The sequence below is a fragment of the Sphingomonas sp. CARO-RG-8B-R24-01 genome (assembly GCF_022662295.1).
Lineage (GTDB): Bacteria > Pseudomonadota > Alphaproteobacteria > Sphingomonadales > Sphingomonadaceae > Sphingomonas.
The window spans coordinates 280,367-295,510 of sequence record NZ_JAKNQI010000002.1; the positions used below are offsets into that span (position 1 = coordinate 280,367).

16 protein-coding genes and 1 tRNA gene are annotated in these 15,144 nt (G+C 66.0%); 11 read left to right on the plus strand and 6 right to left on the minus strand.

Annotation, left to right across the window (positions count from 1 at the left end):
- Positions 1–145 precede the first annotated feature (145 nt).
- Both L8G49_RS06195 and L8G49_RS06200 read left to right on the plus strand, forming a co-directional pair.
- Complete coding sequence (locus L8G49_RS06195) at positions 146–1,207, plus strand: acyltransferase (RefSeq protein ID WP_277923148.1); 1,062 nt, start codon at positions 146–148, stop codon at positions 1,205–1,207.
- A gap of 311 nt (positions 1,208–1,518) precedes the next feature.
- Complete coding sequence (locus tag L8G49_RS06200) at positions 1,519–2,079, plus strand: hypothetical protein (protein WP_242183327.1); 561 nt, start codon at positions 1,519–1,521, stop codon at positions 2,077–2,079.
- On the opposite strand, the gene L8G49_RS06205 is transcribed toward L8G49_RS06200, so the two are convergent.
- Positions 2,007–2,861 (minus strand): choice-of-anchor A family protein, encoded by an 855-nt coding sequence (locus L8G49_RS06205; protein ID WP_242183329.1) that lies wholly within the window; start codon positions 2,859–2,861, stop codon positions 2,007–2,009. The two genes, L8G49_RS06200 and L8G49_RS06205, sit on opposite strands and share 73 nt — an antisense overlap.
- Before the next feature lie 110 nt (positions 2,862–2,971).
- Positions 2,972–3,045: transfer RNA gene (locus L8G49_RS06210), tRNA-Gly, on the minus strand.
- Between the two features lie 184 nt (positions 3,046–3,229).
- On the opposite strand from L8G49_RS06210, the gene L8G49_RS06215 reads away from it, so the two are divergent.
- From L8G49_RS06215 to mmsB, 5 genes are all read left to right on the plus strand, one after another.
- Positions 3,230–4,771: a CoA-acylating methylmalonate-semialdehyde dehydrogenase gene (locus L8G49_RS06215; protein WP_242183331.1), complete on the plus strand. Its 1,542-nt coding sequence runs from the start codon at positions 3,230–3,232 to the stop codon at positions 4,769–4,771.
- A 39-nt stretch (positions 4,772–4,810) separates the two neighbouring features.
- Positions 4,811–5,956, plus strand: coding sequence for an acyl-CoA dehydrogenase family protein (locus L8G49_RS06220; RefSeq protein ID WP_242183333.1), 1,146 nt, complete (start codon positions 4,811–4,813; stop codon positions 5,954–5,956).
- A 111-nt stretch (positions 5,957–6,067) separates the two neighbouring features.
- A complete protein-coding gene (locus L8G49_RS06225; protein WP_242183335.1) occupies positions 6,068–7,111 on the plus strand; it encodes an enoyl-CoA hydratase/isomerase family protein in 1,044 nt (347 codons plus the stop codon).
- The gene (locus L8G49_RS06230) at positions 7,108–7,881 is read left to right on the plus strand and encodes an enoyl-CoA hydratase (RefSeq protein WP_242183337.1); all 774 of its coding nucleotides are present in this window, start codon (positions 7,108–7,110) and stop codon (positions 7,879–7,881) included. The genes L8G49_RS06225 and L8G49_RS06230 overlap by 4 nt, the downstream gene beginning before the upstream one ends.
- Before the next feature lie 130 nt (positions 7,882–8,011).
- The gene (gene mmsB / locus L8G49_RS06235) at positions 8,012–8,890 is read left to right on the plus strand and encodes a 3-hydroxyisobutyrate dehydrogenase (RefSeq protein WP_242183339.1); all 879 of its coding nucleotides are present in this window, start codon (positions 8,012–8,014) and stop codon (positions 8,888–8,890) included.
- 240 nt (positions 8,891–9,130) lie between these two features.
- On the opposite strand, the gene L8G49_RS06240 is transcribed toward mmsB, so the two are convergent.
- Positions 9,131–9,850, minus strand: a complete 720-nt coding sequence (locus tag L8G49_RS06240; RefSeq protein WP_242183341.1) for a PAS domain-containing protein — start codon at positions 9,848–9,850, stop codon at positions 9,131–9,133.
- Between the two features lie 106 nt (positions 9,851–9,956).
- Between L8G49_RS06240 and L8G49_RS06245 the strand changes: the two genes are divergently transcribed.
- Positions 9,957–10,163, plus strand: coding sequence for a hypothetical protein (locus L8G49_RS06245; RefSeq protein WP_242139430.1), 207 nt, complete (start codon positions 9,957–9,959; stop codon positions 10,161–10,163).
- Positions 10,164–10,165: 2 nt separating this feature from the next.
- On the opposite strand, the gene L8G49_RS06250 is transcribed toward L8G49_RS06245, so the two are convergent.
- On the minus strand, positions 10,166–11,539 hold the full coding sequence (locus L8G49_RS06250; RefSeq protein WP_242183343.1) for a glutamate--cysteine ligase: 1,374 nt from the start codon (positions 11,537–11,539) through the stop codon (positions 10,166–10,168).
- Between the two features lie 54 nt (positions 11,540–11,593).
- Positions 11,594–12,334 carry a 16S rRNA (uracil(1498)-N(3))-methyltransferase gene (locus tag L8G49_RS06255; protein ID WP_242183345.1) on the minus strand — a complete coding sequence of 247 codons (741 nt, stop codon included), beginning with the start codon at positions 12,332–12,334 and terminating at the stop codon, positions 11,594–11,596.
- 86 nt (positions 12,335–12,420) lie between these two features.
- Between L8G49_RS06255 and L8G49_RS06260 the strand changes: the two genes are divergently transcribed.
- Entirely contained in the window at positions 12,421–13,107 is a 687-nt protein-coding gene (locus tag L8G49_RS06260) for a YoaK family protein (RefSeq protein WP_242183347.1), read from the plus strand.
- 241 nt (positions 13,108–13,348) lie between these two features.
- Positions 13,349–13,786, plus strand: coding sequence for a hypothetical protein (locus L8G49_RS06265; RefSeq protein WP_242183349.1), 438 nt, complete (start codon positions 13,349–13,351; stop codon positions 13,784–13,786).
- A 94-nt stretch (positions 13,787–13,880) separates the two neighbouring features.
- On the opposite strand, the gene L8G49_RS06270 is transcribed toward L8G49_RS06265, so the two are convergent.
- A complete protein-coding gene (locus tag L8G49_RS06270) occupies positions 13,881–14,036 on the minus strand; it encodes a hypothetical protein (RefSeq protein ID WP_242139435.1) in 156 nt (51 codons plus the stop codon).
- A gap of 146 nt (positions 14,037–14,182) precedes the next feature.
- On the opposite strand from L8G49_RS06270, the gene ubiA reads away from it, so the two are divergent.
- Positions 14,183–15,109, plus strand: a complete 927-nt coding sequence (gene ubiA, locus L8G49_RS06275) for a 4-hydroxybenzoate octaprenyltransferase (RefSeq protein WP_242183351.1) — start codon at positions 14,183–14,185, stop codon at positions 15,107–15,109.
- Positions 15,110–15,144: the final 35 nt, after the last annotated feature.

Genomic DNA, 15,144 nt, shown 5'->3' on the forward strand with positions numbered 1-15,144 from the left:
ATCCGAACTGCACCGCTTGCGCACGACGTTGGGTGGTCGGACCTGCCCCATGCCCTCAATGAGTATGATTGCTTTTCCCCTCCTGTCTCGCTGAACCTCGCGCGGACCGTCCGTCGGCGGCTTGCAGCGAGGAAGGGCGTTGGCAATGCTCGGATCATTCGGGAAAGGGACATGGCGGGCCGCGTCACATACTCCGGAACGGATACCGCGGCCTTGCAACGGCCCCTCGACCCACCGGGACGGAGGCATCGAACTCTTTCGATACGTCATGGCACTGCTGGTCATCGGTATCCACGTACTGCCGCCCGTCGCCGTCAATTCTGCGCAACCCTTGGGGCTGCCAGACTGGGCAGTTGCGATGGACGTGCTCTGCCGGTGCGCCGTGCCGTTCTTCTTCATTGCCAGCGGCTATTATTTCAAACCGGAACGCGGTGTGGTTGCCAACCTGAAGCGCGCGATCGCGCGGATCGCACCCATATACGGCGCTTGGTATTGTTTGTATCTGGCGGTGGCCGCGGCATTGCCGGAAAAGCTGCCAAGCCATTGGAGAATCCTGGCGTTCCTCGATGGCGGTCCAGCGTTCCATCTATGGTTCCTGCCGGCACTCCTGATGGGGCTGATCATACTTACGATCAGTCTTGCGGCAGGGGGGAAGGTTTTGGCGATCCTCGTTGCGATGGTGCTTGCTGCGGCTGGACCGGCGCTGGCGGATTATCATGTGCTGATCGGGATGGAGACCTATCCTGCCCATTTGAACGACTTCAAGCGTCAACTGGGCGCGCCGGCGTTCGTGGTGATCGGGTATCTGCTCAAGGGCTCGAAGGTACAGCGTCCGTCCTTTGCCTTCGCCCTATGCGGGCTGTCGCTGGTCGCGATGTTTGCCGAGCGCTATAGCGTTACCCTTGTTCTCGGAAACCGGGATGTCGGCAACGCGGAGAGCCTGCTGGCGGTATTCCCCTTTGGAGCTTCCGTCTTCAATCTCGCCCGGTCTTTGAATGGCGACGGGCCACTGGATCGTCTGAGCCGGCTGGGGCGGATCAGTTTGGCGGTATATCTCATCCACCCACTGTTCATCTGGATGATCCGAACGCATTTCGACGCCGGGTTTGGATATTATTTGTATATTGCGGGCATAGTCGCGGCGGGTTCGACGGCTGCGGCGTTCGTGGTTGTTCAGGTTTCCTGGTTGCGACGGCTCGTCACGTAGCGGGCACGTGCAAGCCCCGGGACGCCGGCGCAGGTTCATTCCTGCGGCATGGCAGCCGACTTGTCGGACCAACTATGGTTTCCCGCATATGCCCGGCGAGGGAGCACCGCCGTACGGTGCCGGCGTTGGGATGAAATGACGGTTCGCCACCCTTGCGGTCGGCGCGAGCATCTGCGTATTCTTACGGATAGCGTGCGGGCGTAAGTCCGCGAGCCATCTTCAATGAACCGATTCTCGAAAGGCGCCAGCGTTGCTTGGCGCCTTTTCGTACCCTTGTCCCCGGTCGAGCGACCAAAACCTAAGGATTTTGCATGCGCCGCCTCGCGATCGTTCACGGGCATCAAGGGCGGGTAGGACAGGCGTTCGCATCGCGGCTGGTGGAGGATGGCTTCGAGGTCGTGACCGGCGAGGCCATTGCGCGGCTTGAATGGCCGATGATGGACGCGCGCGCGTATCTCTTCGATTGTGCGTATCAGCACGAAGATCCCGCCGGGCACGTCGAACGCGCGGTCCGGCATCTGGCGGAGTGGCGCCGATTGGCCGGGATTTTTATTCCCTCCTCGCTGCATATCGGCACCGATACCGCTTACGGCCGGGCCAAGCTCGTGATCGAACAGCTCGTTGCGTTCTACCGGGGCGAGGGGGCGAATGTCGTTACCGACCGGATCGGGTATTTCCCCGGGGACGGGGTTGCCGGGGATGCAAACAATCCGTTCTATCACAAGCTCGTAACCGGGGATGCGTTATACACGAGGGTAATGGCGCGCCTGCTGGACGAGCCGCTGCCCCGGGGCCGGAATCAGCCCCTGACGGCTGGTGCGGCATATGCCAATCGCGAAGACCCTGCCGCCACCGCGGTCACGCACGGTTGAGCAACGGTAATCGTGCGTTTGCGGCGCAAAACGAAGCCGATCGCGCAAAACCCTAGCAGCAGCATGGTCCAGGTCGCTGGCTCGGGAATGGCCGTGACCGTCGTCGCGCTGTTGTCGACGAAGCCCTGGCCGCCGATCGTCGCACCCTCGGAATAGAAGCTGTTGGCAACCACCGATCCGGCGACCGATCCGCCCTGGATCTGCACGCGGGCGTCCGGCGCGAGCAGCGAACCGGCGATCGTCATTCCGCCCATCGACACCGTCGTTGCTTCGTAGAAATTGAACAGGACCTGGCTCGGCAACAGCGACCCGTAGGAAATGTTGAGAAAGTTCGTCAGCGATCCGCCGCTCACATTGACGACTGCGCCGCTGCCGATGCCGGAAAATGTCAGCGCGTAAAGCCGGCTGTAAGTCGATCCGTCGATGTAGAAGATATTCGTCCCGCTCGACGTTCCCTGCAGTGTAGCATCGCCGGGCGTATATTGCCCCGTCGTCAGGGTACCGGTCGCGGTGCGGGCCGCGTAGGTTTGCGAAAGCGTACGGGCGACGCTGTCGGCGGCGCTGGTTGAACGCGAAAGACTCGTAAAGTTGCTCGCGTTCGCCCCGTCGGAATCGCTGAACGCGCCCGCTACGATCGCGCCGTACGATCCACCCGCGATGTGGGCACCGTTCGTTGCGTAGACACTGGCCGCGAACACCGACTGCGCCGAGAAGGCGGGCGTTGCGCATGCCAGTGCAAGGCCGAACGCTACTGCTGATCGGCCAAATCCGAATATTGTCACTGCTGGTCCTAACGCGTGGCCGGAACTCTGGCCTGCGCTGCGTGTGCGACCCAATGCGATGAACGTGCGGTGAACGGCGTATGCGGAAGATCGTCAAGGGAACCGGTGGCTGGAGCGGGTAACGGGAATCGAACCCGTGTATTCAGCTTGGAAGGCTGCTGTACTACCATTGTACTATACCCGCGCACCAGGCGGTGCCGACGCGTCGCTGCACGTCCGATAGCGTGCGTCTTTCTTCGGTGCAACCCGCCTGCTGAGCAGGCCGTTCCGTCGGAAAAGTTTCCTGCGCAACCACTTTGATAGCCATTCGCGCTTGGCGCGCGTTCCAGAATGGGCGAAAGACGCGCCAAACAAGCGAAGAGGATGCCATGCGGATCATCGACCATCATATCGCCGGCCTGTCGGCGAACGGCACCCAGGGCGGCGCGGCGCGCAGCGGCGACGTGTTCGACCCCAACACCGGGCAGGTCCAGGCGACGGTGACGCTCGGCACGCAAGCCGACCTCGATACCGCGATCGCCGCCGCGCAAAAAGCGCAGCCGGGCTGGGCCGCGACCAACCCGCAGCGCCGTGCGCGCGTGATGTTCGAGTTCAAGCGGCTGGTCGAAGCCAATATGGACGAGCTCGCCGCGCTGCTCTCGTCCGAGCATGGCAAGGTGATCGCCGACTCGAAGGGCGACATCCAGCGCGGGCTCGAGGTGATCGAATTCTGCTGCGGCATCCCGCATGTGCTCAAGGGCGAATATACCCAAGGCGCGGGGCCCGGAATCGACGTCTATTCGATGCGCCAGCCGCTCGGCATCGGGGCTGGTATCACCCCGTTCAATTTTCCGGCGATGATCCCGCTGTGGATGTCCGGCGTCGCGATCGCGACGGGCAATGCGTTCATCCTGAAACCGTCCGAGCGTGACCCGTCGGTTCCGGTCCGGCTTGCCGAGCTGTTCCGCGAGGCGGGGTTGCCCGAGGGCATCCTTCAGGTCGTCCACGGCGACAAGGAAATGGTCGACGCGATCCTCGATCATCCCGCGATCAGCGCGGTCAGCTTCGTCGGCTCGTCCGACATCGCGCATTACGTCTACAAGCGCGGCGTCGCGGCGGGGAAGCGCGTCCAGGCGATGGGCGGGGCGAAGAACCACGGCATCGTCATGCCCGACGCCGATCTCGACCAGGTCGTCGCGGATCTGTCGGGCGCGGCGTTCGGCTCGGCGGGCGAGCGCTGCATGGCGCTGCCGGTCGTGGTCCCGGTCGGCGAGAAGACCGCGATCGCGCTGCGCGAGAAGCTGATCCCGGCGATTGCCGCGCTGCGGGTCGGGGTCTCGACCGACAAGGACGCGCATTACGGTCCGGTCGTGAATGCCGCGCACCGTAGCCGCATCGAGCAGTGGATCCAGACCGGGGTCGACGAGGGCGCGGAGCTCGTCGTCGACGGGCGCGGGTTCGAATTGCAGGGGCATGAGACGGGGTTCTTCATCGGGCCGTCGCTGTTCGACCATGTCACGCCGCAGATGGAATCGTACAAGGAGGAGATCTTCGGGCCGGTCCTCCAGATCGTCCGCGCGGACGATTTCGACCATGCCGTCCGGCTTCCCAGCGAGCATCAGTACGGCAACGGCGTCGCGATCTTCACGCGCAACGGCCATGCGGCGCGCGAATTCGCGGCGCGGGTCAATGTCGGGATGGTCGGGATCAACGTGCCGATCCCGGTGCCGGTCGCCTATCACACGTTCGGCGGGTGGAAGCGCAGCGCGTTCGGCGATACCAACCAGCACGGCATGGAAGGCGTCAAGTTCTGGACCAAGGTCAAGACCGTGACGCAGCGCTGGCCCGACGGCTCGGCTTTGCCGGGCGGCAGCGAGGACGGTGGACCCAGCCGGATCCAGGATGCGTTCGTGATTCCGACGATGGGGTGAGGCGCTCTGCCTGCCCCTGATACGACAAGAGAGCTTTGCATGACCGACCAGTTCGACCTAACCGACGATCAGCGCGAGATCCAGGAGCTCGCGCGCCGCTTCACCGCCGACCAAATCACGCCGTTCGCGGCGGAGTGGGACGAGAAACACATCTTCCCGCGCGACACGATCAAGGCGGCGGCGGAACTGGGGTTCGCGGCGATCTACGTTTCGGAGGAATCGGGCGGGATCAATCTCGGACGGCTCGAAGCGGCGCTGATCATGGAGGCGATGGCCTATGGCTGCCCGTCGACCTCGGCGTTCATCTCGATCCACAATATGGCGAGCTGGATGATCGACCGGTTCGGCGGGCAAGGGGTGAAGGACAAGTATCTGCCGTCGCTCGTCACGATGGACCGGATTGCGAGCTATTGCCTGACCGAGCCGGGCTCGGGCTCGGACGCCGCCGCGCTCAAGACCCGCGCAGTCCGGGACGGCGATCATTATGTCGTCAACGGCACAAAGCAGTTCATCTCGGGCGGCGGCGAGAACGAAGTCTATGTCACGATGGTCCGCACCGGTGAGGACGGCCCCAAGGGCATCTCGTGCCTGGTGATCGAGAAGGACATGCCCGGCGTCAGCTTCGGCGCGAACGAGCGCAAGCTCGGTTGGCACTCGCAACCGACCGCGCAGGTGGTGTTCGAGGATGTGCATGTCCCTGTGGATAACCTTGTGGGCGGCGAGGGCGAGGGGTTCCGCATCGCGATGATGGGGCTCGACGGCGGGCGGCTCAATATCGGCGCGTGCTCGCTCGGGGGGGCGCAGCGGTGCCTCGATGAATCCGTGACCTACACCAAGGATCGCAAGCAGTTCGGCACCGCGATCGCGGATTTCCAGAACACCCAGTTCATGCTCGCGGACATGGCGACCGACCTCGAGGCGGCGCGCGCGCTGCTCTACATGGCGGCGGCGAAGGTCACCGCGAACGCGCCCGACAAGACCAAATTCGCGGCGATGGCGAAGCGGCTGTCGACCGACACCGGCTCGCTCGTCGCCGACCGCGCGCTTCAGCTGCATGGCGGCTACGGCTATCTGATGGATTACCCGATCGAACGCTTCTGGCGCGACCTCAGGGTGCATTCGATCTTAGAGGGGACCAATCAGGTGATGCGGATGATCATCGGGCGCGAACTGACGCGACAATAACCCGGCGGAGCCAAGCCCCCCTTCTTCTTCGTGGCTTTGTGGCTTTGTGCGCAAAAGAACTTGTCTCGCACGAAGCCACAAAGACACGAAGACAGTGATGAGAGACCTTGCATGACCAGCGACGTTCTGACCTCGATTGAAGGGCCTGTCGGCCGGATCAGGCTCAACCGTCCGAAGGCGCTTCATGCGCTGACGACCGACATGTGCACCGCGATGCTCGATGCGCTGGACGCGTGGCGCGCCGACCCTGCGGTCGAGGCGGTGCTGCTCGACCACGCCGAGGGCAGGGGCTTCTGCGCTGGCGGCGACATCCGGATGCTCGCGGAAAGCGGCGCGGCGGATGGCGTTGCGGCGCGATCGTTCTTCCACACCGAATATCGGCTCAACCACCGGCTGTTCACTTACGCCAAGCCCACCGTCGCCTTCATGGACGGGATCACGATGGGCGGCGGCGTGGGGATCGCCTGCCCGTGTGATTTCCGCATCGCCACCGAGAACACCAAGTTCGCGATGCCCGAGACCGGGATCGGCCTGTTCCCCGACGTCGGTGGCGGCTGGTATCTGTCGCGGCTGCCCGGGCGGATCGGGCAATATCTCGCGCTGACCGGGCACCGGCTCGATGGGGCGGAGTGCCTCGCGCTGGGTCTGGCAACGCATTACGTGCCGAGCGCGGCGCTCGACGATGCCAAGGTACGGATCGCCGCCGACCCGCAGGCGATCGCAGCGACGCTCGACGCGATCGGCGAGACGCCGCCCGAAGCGAAGATCCTCGCACAACGCGAGGCGATCGACCGGCTGTTCGCCTCCGACGTGCTCGAGGACATCTACGCGGCGCTCGAAGCCGATGGCGGGGAATGGGCGACGCAACAGCTCGCCACGCTCCGCACCAAGTCGCCACAGACGATGAAGGTGTCGCTCCGCCTGCTCCACGAAGGCCAGATGATGGCGACCTTCGAGGACGAGATGCGGCAGGAATATGCGATCGGCTCGCGCGTCGTGCAGCGGCATGATTTCCTCGAAGGTGTCCGCGCGGTGATCGTCGACAAGGACAATACCCCGCGCTGGGACCCGGCGACCCCCGAGGGGGTGACCGACCACGTGATCGACCAGATCTTCGCGCCTCTCTCTCCAGCCGATGAATGGACCCCGGCATGACCTACGAAACCATCCTCGTCGAGCAGCGCGAGCGCGTCACGCTGATCACGCTCAACCGGCCGAAGGCGCTCAACGCGCTCAACAGCCAGATCCTCGCCGACCTGCTCGCGGCAATGGCGGCGTTCGATGCGGATCCGTCGCAGGGCTGCGCGGTCATCACCGGCAGCGAGAAGGCGTTCGCGGCGGGCGCGGACATCAAGGAGATGCAGGCGCAGGGCTTCGCCGACATGTACGCGCATGACTTCTTCGCGGGCTGGGACCGCTTCACCCGCACGCGCAAGCCGATCATCGCAGCGGTCGCGGGCTATGCGCTCGGCGGCGGGTGCGAGCTGGCGATGATGTGCGATTTCATCCTCGCCGCCGATAGCGCGAAGTTCGGCCAGCCCGAGATCAAGCTTGCGGTCTCGCCCGGCATGGGCGGGTCGCAGCGGCTGACCCGCGCGGTCGGCAAGGCCAAGGCGATGGAGATGTGCCTCACCGGACGCATGATGGATGCGGACGAAGCCGAGCGCGCCGGGCTCGCCTCGCGCGTGATCCCCGCCGCCGATCTGGTCGAGGAAGCGGTCAAGGTCGCCGCGACGATCGCGGGCATGGCCCCGCTCGCGGTGCTGGCGAACAAGGAAATGGTCAACGCCGCGTTCGAGACGTCGCTCGGCATGGGCGTCCAGTTCGAACGCCGCCTGTTCCACGCATTGTTCGGGACCGAGGACCAGAGCGAAGGCATGACCGCCTTCGTCGAGAAGCGCCAAGGGGTGTGGACGGGGAAGTGACGCAAAATCCCCTCCCGCGTGCGGGAGGGGCTAGGGGAGGGGCGTGCTTCAAGCCGCGCGCGCTGCGGCACTGCCCTCCCCCGACCCCTCCCGCTAGCGGGAGTGGGGAATAAGAATAAGGAGAGAAACAATGGCACGCATCGCATTCATCGGCCTGGGCAACATGGGCGGCGGAATGGCCGCGAATCTTGCGAAGGCGGGGCATGACGTCCGCGCGTTCGATCTGTCGTCCGAAGCCCTTGAACGCGCCAGAACGGCTGGCTGCCTGCCCGTGGAGTCTGCTGCGGAGGCGGCCGAGGATGCCGAAGCGATCGTCACCATGCTCCCAGCCGGTCGTCACGTCGAAGCGGTCTATGCAGACCTGTTCGCGGCCAACATCCTGCCGACAACGCTTCTGATCGATTGCTCGACGATCGACGTCGCCACCGCCAAGCGGGTCGCCGAGACCGCGCTCGCCAACGGTATCACTGCGGTCGACGCGCCTGTTTCTGGCGGAATCGGTGCAGCCAATGCGGGCACGCTGACCTTCATGGTCGGCGGTACCGACGCGGGCTTCGCCGAGGCCAAGCCGATCCTCGCGGCGATGGGGCAGGCCGTAATTCACGCGGGCGGCAACGGCACCGGCCAGGCCGCGAAGATCGCCAACAACATGCTGCTCGGCGCGACGATGGTGGCGACGTGCGAGGCGTTCCTGCTGGCGGAAAAGCTCGGGCTGGACGCCCAGACCTTCTACGATATCTCGAGCGTCTCCTCGGGGCAAAGCTGGTCGATGACGCGCTATTGCCCGGTGCCGGGGGTTGGGCCCGACACCCCCGCCGACCACGAGTATCAAGGGGGATTTGCGACCGCGCTGATGCTGAAGGACCTCAAGCTCGCCGCCGAAGCGGCCAGCGGCGCAAGGGCGGACACGCCGATGGGGACGAAGGCGGCCGAACTGTATCAGAGGTTCGCTGACGACGGACAGGGCGGACTGGACTTTTCCGCGATCATCAAGATGCTGCGAGGGTAGCGTCCGCACACGCCACCGCATGCCTTACGCTGCGCCAACCCGTTTCGGACACGCCCGGGGGCGATGTTTCCCGACGCCGCCCTTGCCCCTTCGGCCGGTCCCGCCCACGCCCGGCCTTTGTCGGCGGTAAGTGCCGAATGCGGGCTGGCGGGGTGTCTGGCCTCGACGCATGCCGATGGTCGCGCGGCCCGCCCGCGTCTGGATCGAGCGGCAAGGCTGATGCCCCAATTGCGGCGCGTATCAGACCTTGCCGGGCGGCGGGCCGCCATATTGCGACAGATAGCGGGCGAGCTCGGCTTGCAGCGCGGTCGAGGTTCGAACGGATGAATCCTCCAGACCGCATCCGGCATTTTCGATTTCGAGGTCGCCCCGCGCGACCATGTCCAGCACGTCGAGCGCCCCGGACGTCGGATCGAGCCCGATTTCCCGACAGATGTCGCCGATCGACAGCCGCGGGCCAACACATTCCAGCTTGAAGCACGCCAGCGCGATGTCCCATTTCGCGCCGGCAAAGCGCTCGGCGCCGAACGCATCGCTACGGCCCCGGCGAGCGCGCAACATCCGCGTTACGGTGATGAAGTTGCTTTCGAGCGTACCGATCGGCATCGCGTCGGCGAGCGGGCGGACGGTCGCGACCAAGCGCTGCGGTCCGATCCCGTCCGACACGACCGAAGCCCGGTTCTGGACCCGCATGAGCTTGCCGTCCGAACGGACGTAGCTTTTGCTGATCGTGAGCGGGGCGCCGGAGTCGCGCAATTGCGCGATTGCACGGGTGTGGCGGGCCTGTTCGACCGGGTTGGTAAACTGAACGGCGACCCGGCCGATCAACTCGGTTCGCTCGCGACCGAGGATCTCGCAATAGGCGTCGTCGACCGACAGATACGTGCCGGCCAAGTCGGTGAGAACGTGGGCCACCGGCACATCGGGATCGAAAAAGCTTTGCAGAATCCGCACTTCCATAAATCCCCGGTGCAGAATCAATGCCATAATAGAGCATATTGCGCTATGGTGCGCTGTCGACCCGGCGGGTATCCGGCAGTGAACCCTGTGTTGGGAGCGTCGTGCCATGACCACTGCCGTGTCCGGGACATCCGACAAGATCGAAGCCATGGCGAACGTCATGGTCGAGACGTTCGGCGCACGGGCGCTCGGTGTAGCCCAGGCGCAGGTCGAGGCCGCTACGCCCGACCAACCGTCCGTTGCCGAAACCTGGCAGCAGATCGTCGGGCTGATCGGGGCGCGCCTGGCGGCACCCCCCGAGACATCGCGGTAAACCTAGAAGCGTAGCGCGTCATAGACCTTGGAAACGTCGCCACCCCAGACGCCGTGATATTTTTCCAAGAGCACTTCGGCAGGCACTTTGCCGCTGCGCACGACTTCGCGGAGCGGATCCAGGAACCCGGTCTCGTTATTGCCGCTCGTATCGAGCCGCGCGCGCGTGGCGAGGCCTGCGTGCGCGATGTCGAGCACTTCGCCCGCGATGTCGCGCAGTTTGCGGCCGCCCGCGATCGGCGAATCGAGGCCAAGCTTGGGGACCGAATCGCGCAACGCCTGGCGCTCCTCGATCGTCCAGTGCTTGACGAGATCCCACGCGGCATCGAGCGCCTGAGCATCGTAGAGCAGCCCGACCCACAAGGCCGGCAGCGCACAGATCCGCCCCCACGGACCCCCGTCCGCCCCGCGCATCTCGAGGAAGGTCTTGAGTCGTACCTCGGGGAAGGCGGTCGACAGATGGTCGTTCCAGTCGTCGAGCGTCGGCGTCTCGCCGGGCAGCACCGATAGCTTGCCCTCGAGGAAATCGCGGAACGACAGCCCCGCTGCGTCGATATAGCGGCCCTCGCGGTAGACGAAGTACATCGGCACATCGAGCGCGTACTCCGTGTAGCGATCGTAACCGAAGCCATCCTCGAACACGAACGGCAGCATCCCCGTGCGTGCCGGATCCGTGTCCGACCAGATATGACTGCGGTACGAGAGCATCCCGTTGGGCTTGCCCTCGGTGAACGGCGAATTGGCGAACAGCGCGGTCGCGAGGGGTTGCAGCGCGAGCCCGACGCGGAACTTGCGCACCATGTCCGCCTCGGACTGGTAGTCGAGGTTCACCTGAATCGTGCAGGTGCGCAGCATCATGTCGAGACCCATCGTGCCCACGCGCGGCATGTGCCGCAGCATGATCGCATAGCGGCCCTTGGGCATGATCGGCAGTTCGGCGCGGGTCTTGTCCGGCCACATGCCCAGGCCGAGGAAGCCGATCCCGAACTTCTCGCCGATCGCCTTGACCTGTTCCAGATGCCGGCCGGTCTCGGCGCAGGTCTGGTGAAGGGTCTCGAGCGGTGCGCCCGACAGTTCGAACTGGCCGGCGGGCTCCAGGCTGATCGAGCCGTCGCTCCCCGTCATGGCGATGACGTTGCCATTCTCCTCGACCGGCGTCCATCCATAGGCCTGGAGCGCATCGAGCAGGTCGCGGATGCCGCCCTTCTCGGTGTAGCTCGGCGCATGGTGGTCGCTGTCGGCGTAGACGAACTTCTCATGCTCGGTACCGATCCGCCAGCGTTCCGGGGGCTTTTCCCCGCTCGCGAAACTGGCGACGAGCTGGTCGCGCGACTCGATCAGGGGGGAGGTCTTGATGGTGTCGGAGCGGGTCGTCATCGTCGCGCCTTAGCGCCGCGTTGCGTCGCCCGCCAGCGGGTTTCGATCCGCTACCTACCAATCGCCGCGCGCGGCCATCCACAGCGCCGTTGCCGCCGCCGCGGCGGTGTCCGCGCGGAGGATGCGCGGGCCGAGCGTGATCGCAGTCGCGCCCGGCACCGCGCGGATCGCTTCGCGTTCGGCATCGTCGAATCCCCCTTCGGGACCGACGAGGATCGCGGCGCTCGCCGGGCCGTCGCGCATTGCGGCGGCGGCGGGCGTGCCGCCCGTTTCATCCGCGAAATACAGCGCGCGGCCGGTAGGCCAGTCGCGCAGCAGCGCGGTCAGCTTCACGGGTTCGGCAAGCTCGGGAACCGCGGTCCGGCCGCATTGCTCGGCCGCCTCGACCATGTGCGCGCGGAGCCGTTCGCCGTTCAGCCGGTCGACGATCGTCCGGCGGGTCAGTACGGGCACGAGCCGCGCAACGCCGAGCTCACATGCCTTTTCCGCGACCCAGTCGATCCGCCCCTTCTTGATCGGCGCGGCGCACAGCCACAGGTCGGGGACATGCTCGCGTTCGCGCAAGCGCTCGGTGACGTCGAGCATCAGGTCGCGCTTGCCGACGCTCGCGGCGACGCCGAGCCATTCGCCCGACTGGCCATCGAACAGCTTGACCGGGTCCCCCGGCTTCATCCGCATCACGGTCGCGAGATAATGCGCCTGCGTGCCCTCGACGCGCAGCGGGCCGGGCGCGAGCGGGTGCTCGACGAACAGGCGCGGGGTGGATTGCGGGGGCCATGCGGGGGTTGCGGGCATGGGGCTTCCTAGGGCGGATTGCCGCCGCTGCACAATCGTGCGCATGCGAACCCTGCTTCGCCGGGGAAGACGCTGAGGATTCGACCATGACACGATACAGCACGCGCGTCTGGCTGCTCGCGGCGGGAACGTCGAGTATGGCGGGCTATGTCGACGCGGTCGGCTTCCTCAAGCTCGGAGGGCTGTTCGTGTCGTTCATGAGCGGCAATTCGACCCGGCTTGCGGTCGGCCTGGTCGTCGACCCCTATGTCGCGCGGGTCGCGATCGGGCTGCTCGGCGCGTTCGTCGGCGGCGTCGTGCTCGGCACGCTGATCGCGGCGGCGGCGGGGGTGTGGCGCAAGCCCGTGATCCTGCTGGTGGTCGGCGCGCTGCTTGCGGTGGCGGGCTGGCTCGACTTGGCGGGCGCGGGCGGCTGGGCGACGCCGCTGATGGCGGCGGCGATGGGGTGCGTGAACACCACCTTCCAGCGCGCGGGCGAAGTGAGCATCGGGGTCACGTACATGACCGGTACGCTCGTCAAGTTCGGGCAGCGCCTGGCCGATGCAATGCTGGGCGGGGCGCGCTGGGCATGGGCGCCGTATCTCGCGCTGTGGCTCGGATTGGTCGGCGGCGCGGTGGTGGGAAGCCTGATGTACCGGAGCTTCGGCACCGCCAGCATCTGGGGCGCCGCGGGCGCGGCGGTCGTGCTGGCGATCTATGCTGGGTTGCTCGGGCCGGCGGAGCCATCCCGCGCCCGCGCGGTGATTGGGGTCGGGTCGGGGGCGGAAAGTTAGGGGAAAGTTAGGCGGAATCGCCGTGCGGATCGCCAGTGTTCCGCGCAGCGAATGGGAGTTGGGATCCTGTCAAAGAGCACCGTGCGGTATAGCAGGACAGGGGGCCTGTAGGACAGGGGCCTGTAGGACAGGGGCGCTGGCGCAGTACCCGGCGGTCCCCACCGGAGATTGCTTGATCGAACGCTGGCGATCATTCACCGTCGGCGCGTCACGCCATTTCGATACGAACGGGGAGATACCAATGCGCCGAACGATGATCTTCGCGCTGGCGGGCTTGGCACTGGCTGGACCCTTGCCGGTGGCGGCCGCCCCGGCCGTGCAGAAAGAAGCGACGGCCGCCGATGGCCAGGTCCAGCTGTTTCTTGCGACGCTCAAGGCTGGCAAAGGGGGCCAGGCGGTGGAAGAGCTGATGGCAGCGTCGCCCCTGTGGGCAAAGCATGCGGGCTTCAGCGAACAAATGACCGGCCAGATCGACGCGGCGGTCAAGGCGTATGGGCCGGTCATATCGTACGAACGCGTGTCCACGACCAACGTCGGTACGATGGCGACGCGGGAATATTATCTCGTGCAACATCGGGACATGGTGACACGGTGGGAATTCGACCTGGTGCGAACCCCGAGCGGATGGAACGTCGGCTTCTTCGGCTTTACCGATCAGCCGAACACCTGGTTTTCTTGAGCGTCGTGACGGCCGCGGAGACGATCGCCACGCAACGTCTCGCGTCCGATCCCGGGACTTTGGCGGCGGGGGGCATCGGCGCGCCTATCTGATCCTAGCGTCGCCGGAACCCCGCGCGCACCAGCACGGCGAGCAGCCCGACCGCGATCGCACCCAGCACGACCCAGGCGGTGACCATCCCGACGCTGCGCGCGACCGCCCAGAGCAAGGCTTCGAAAAAGCGCCCGATCGCGACGGAAAGATGGACCAAAGGCAGGGTTCTCCGGGCGTCGGGCGACAGGACCGAACGGAATGGCGGCCGCCGCGGGCGGGTGTCCCGTTCTCTGTGCCGAGCCCGGATGGCAAAAGCGAGGCGCAATGTTTCCCCGGCATGTCCTCTTGCGCTACGGCGGGGGCATGTCCCGCTCTCCCTCCTCCGCGCCGCTTCTCACCCCCGATACCGAGCATCGCGGGATGGTCGCGCTGTTGCCCGCGCCCGCGCGGCCGTTCGCGCTGCTCGCCCGGTTCGATCGGCCGATCGGCTGGTGGCTGCTGTTCTGGCCCGGCGCGTGGAGCGTGGCGCTGGCCGGCGGGACGATCGATCGCTGGGACCTGATCCTGTGGCTGCTGCTCGGCAGCATCGCGATGCGCGGCGCGGGGTGCGTGTTCAACGACATCATCGACCGCGATCTCGACCGGCAGGTCGCGCGCACCCGCAGCCGTCCGCTCGCGAGCGGCGCGGTTTCGGTCAGGGCGGCGGCGGTGTGGCTGGTATTGCTGTGCCTGGTCGGGCTGGCGGTGCTGTTGCAACTGCACGGGTTCGCGGCGGTGGTCGCGCTGTGCAGCCTGGCGCCGGTCGCGGCTTACCCCTTCATGAAGCGGATCACCTGGTGGCCGCAGATATGGCTCGGGCTGGTGTTCTCCTGGGCCGCGCTGGTGGGATGGGCGGAGATCACGCGGACGCTCTCGTGGCCGGGGCTGCTGCTGTACGCGGGGTCGATTTGCTGGGTGGTGGGCTATGATACGATCTACGCGCTGCAGGACCGGGAGGACGATGCGCTGATCGGCGTGCGGTCGTCCGCGCTGAGGATGGGAAACAGGGTGCGCGCGGGCGTCGCCGCCTTCTATGCCGCGGCGCTGGCCTTGTGGGCGGGCGCGATCTGGGTGCTGCGGCCGGATTGGCTGGCGGTCGCGGCGTTGCTGCCGGTCGCCCTGCACTTCTTCTGGCAGGTCGCGACGCTGCGCCCCGATGACGGCGCAGGCGCGCTGGCGCGGTTTCGGTCGAACCGGTTCGCGGGGTTGCTGATGTTTCTCGCCTGCGTGGTGGTGGGCACGACGCTCTGAGCGGGGAACACGGACGAAACCGCTCTAGCATCGCG

Excerpts from the sequence above, each read along its gene's own strand:
- L8G49_RS06260 (WP_242183347.1), top strand. The coding sequence starts at position 12,421 with ATGACACGATACAGCACGCGCGTCTGGCTGCTCGCGGCGGGAACGTCG.
- L8G49_RS06245 (WP_242139430.1), top strand. The coding sequence starts at position 9,957 with ATGACCACTGCCGTGTCCGGGACATCCGACAAGATCGAAGCCATGGCG.
- L8G49_RS06220 (WP_242183333.1), top strand. The coding sequence starts at position 4,811 with ATGACCGACCAGTTCGACCTAACCGACGATCAGCGCGAGATCCAGGAG.
- L8G49_RS06215 (WP_242183331.1), top strand. The coding sequence starts at position 3,230 with ATGCGGATCATCGACCATCATATCGCCGGCCTGTCGGCGAACGGCACC.
- L8G49_RS06225 (WP_242183335.1), top strand. The coding sequence starts at position 6,068 with ATGACCAGCGACGTTCTGACCTCGATTGAAGGGCCTGTCGGCCGGATC.
- L8G49_RS06195 (WP_277923148.1), top strand. The coding sequence starts at position 146 with ATGCTCGGATCATTCGGGAAAGGGACATGGCGGGCCGCGTCACATACT.
- mmsB (WP_242183339.1), top strand. The coding sequence starts at position 8,012 with ATGGCACGCATCGCATTCATCGGCCTGGGCAACATGGGCGGCGGAATG.
- L8G49_RS06265 (WP_242183349.1), top strand. The coding sequence starts at position 13,349 with ATGCGCCGAACGATGATCTTCGCGCTGGCGGGCTTGGCACTGGCTGGA.
- L8G49_RS06200 (WP_242183327.1), top strand. The coding sequence starts at position 1,519 with ATGCGCCGCCTCGCGATCGTTCACGGGCATCAAGGGCGGGTAGGACAG.
- L8G49_RS06255 (WP_242183345.1), bottom strand. The coding sequence starts at position 12,334 with ATGCCCGCAACCCCCGCATGGCCCCCGCAATCCACCCCGCGCCTGTTC.
- ubiA (WP_242183351.1), top strand. The coding sequence starts at position 14,183 with ATGTCCCGCTCTCCCTCCTCCGCGCCGCTTCTCACCCCCGATACCGAG.
- L8G49_RS06250 (WP_242183343.1), bottom strand. The coding sequence starts at position 11,539 with ATGACGACCCGCTCCGACACCATCAAGACCTCCCCCCTGATCGAGTCG.
- L8G49_RS06230 (WP_242183337.1), top strand. The coding sequence starts at position 7,108 with ATGACCTACGAAACCATCCTCGTCGAGCAGCGCGAGCGCGTCACGCTG.
- L8G49_RS06240 (WP_242183341.1), bottom strand. The coding sequence starts at position 9,850 with ATGGAAGTGCGGATTCTGCAAAGCTTTTTCGATCCCGATGTGCCGGTG.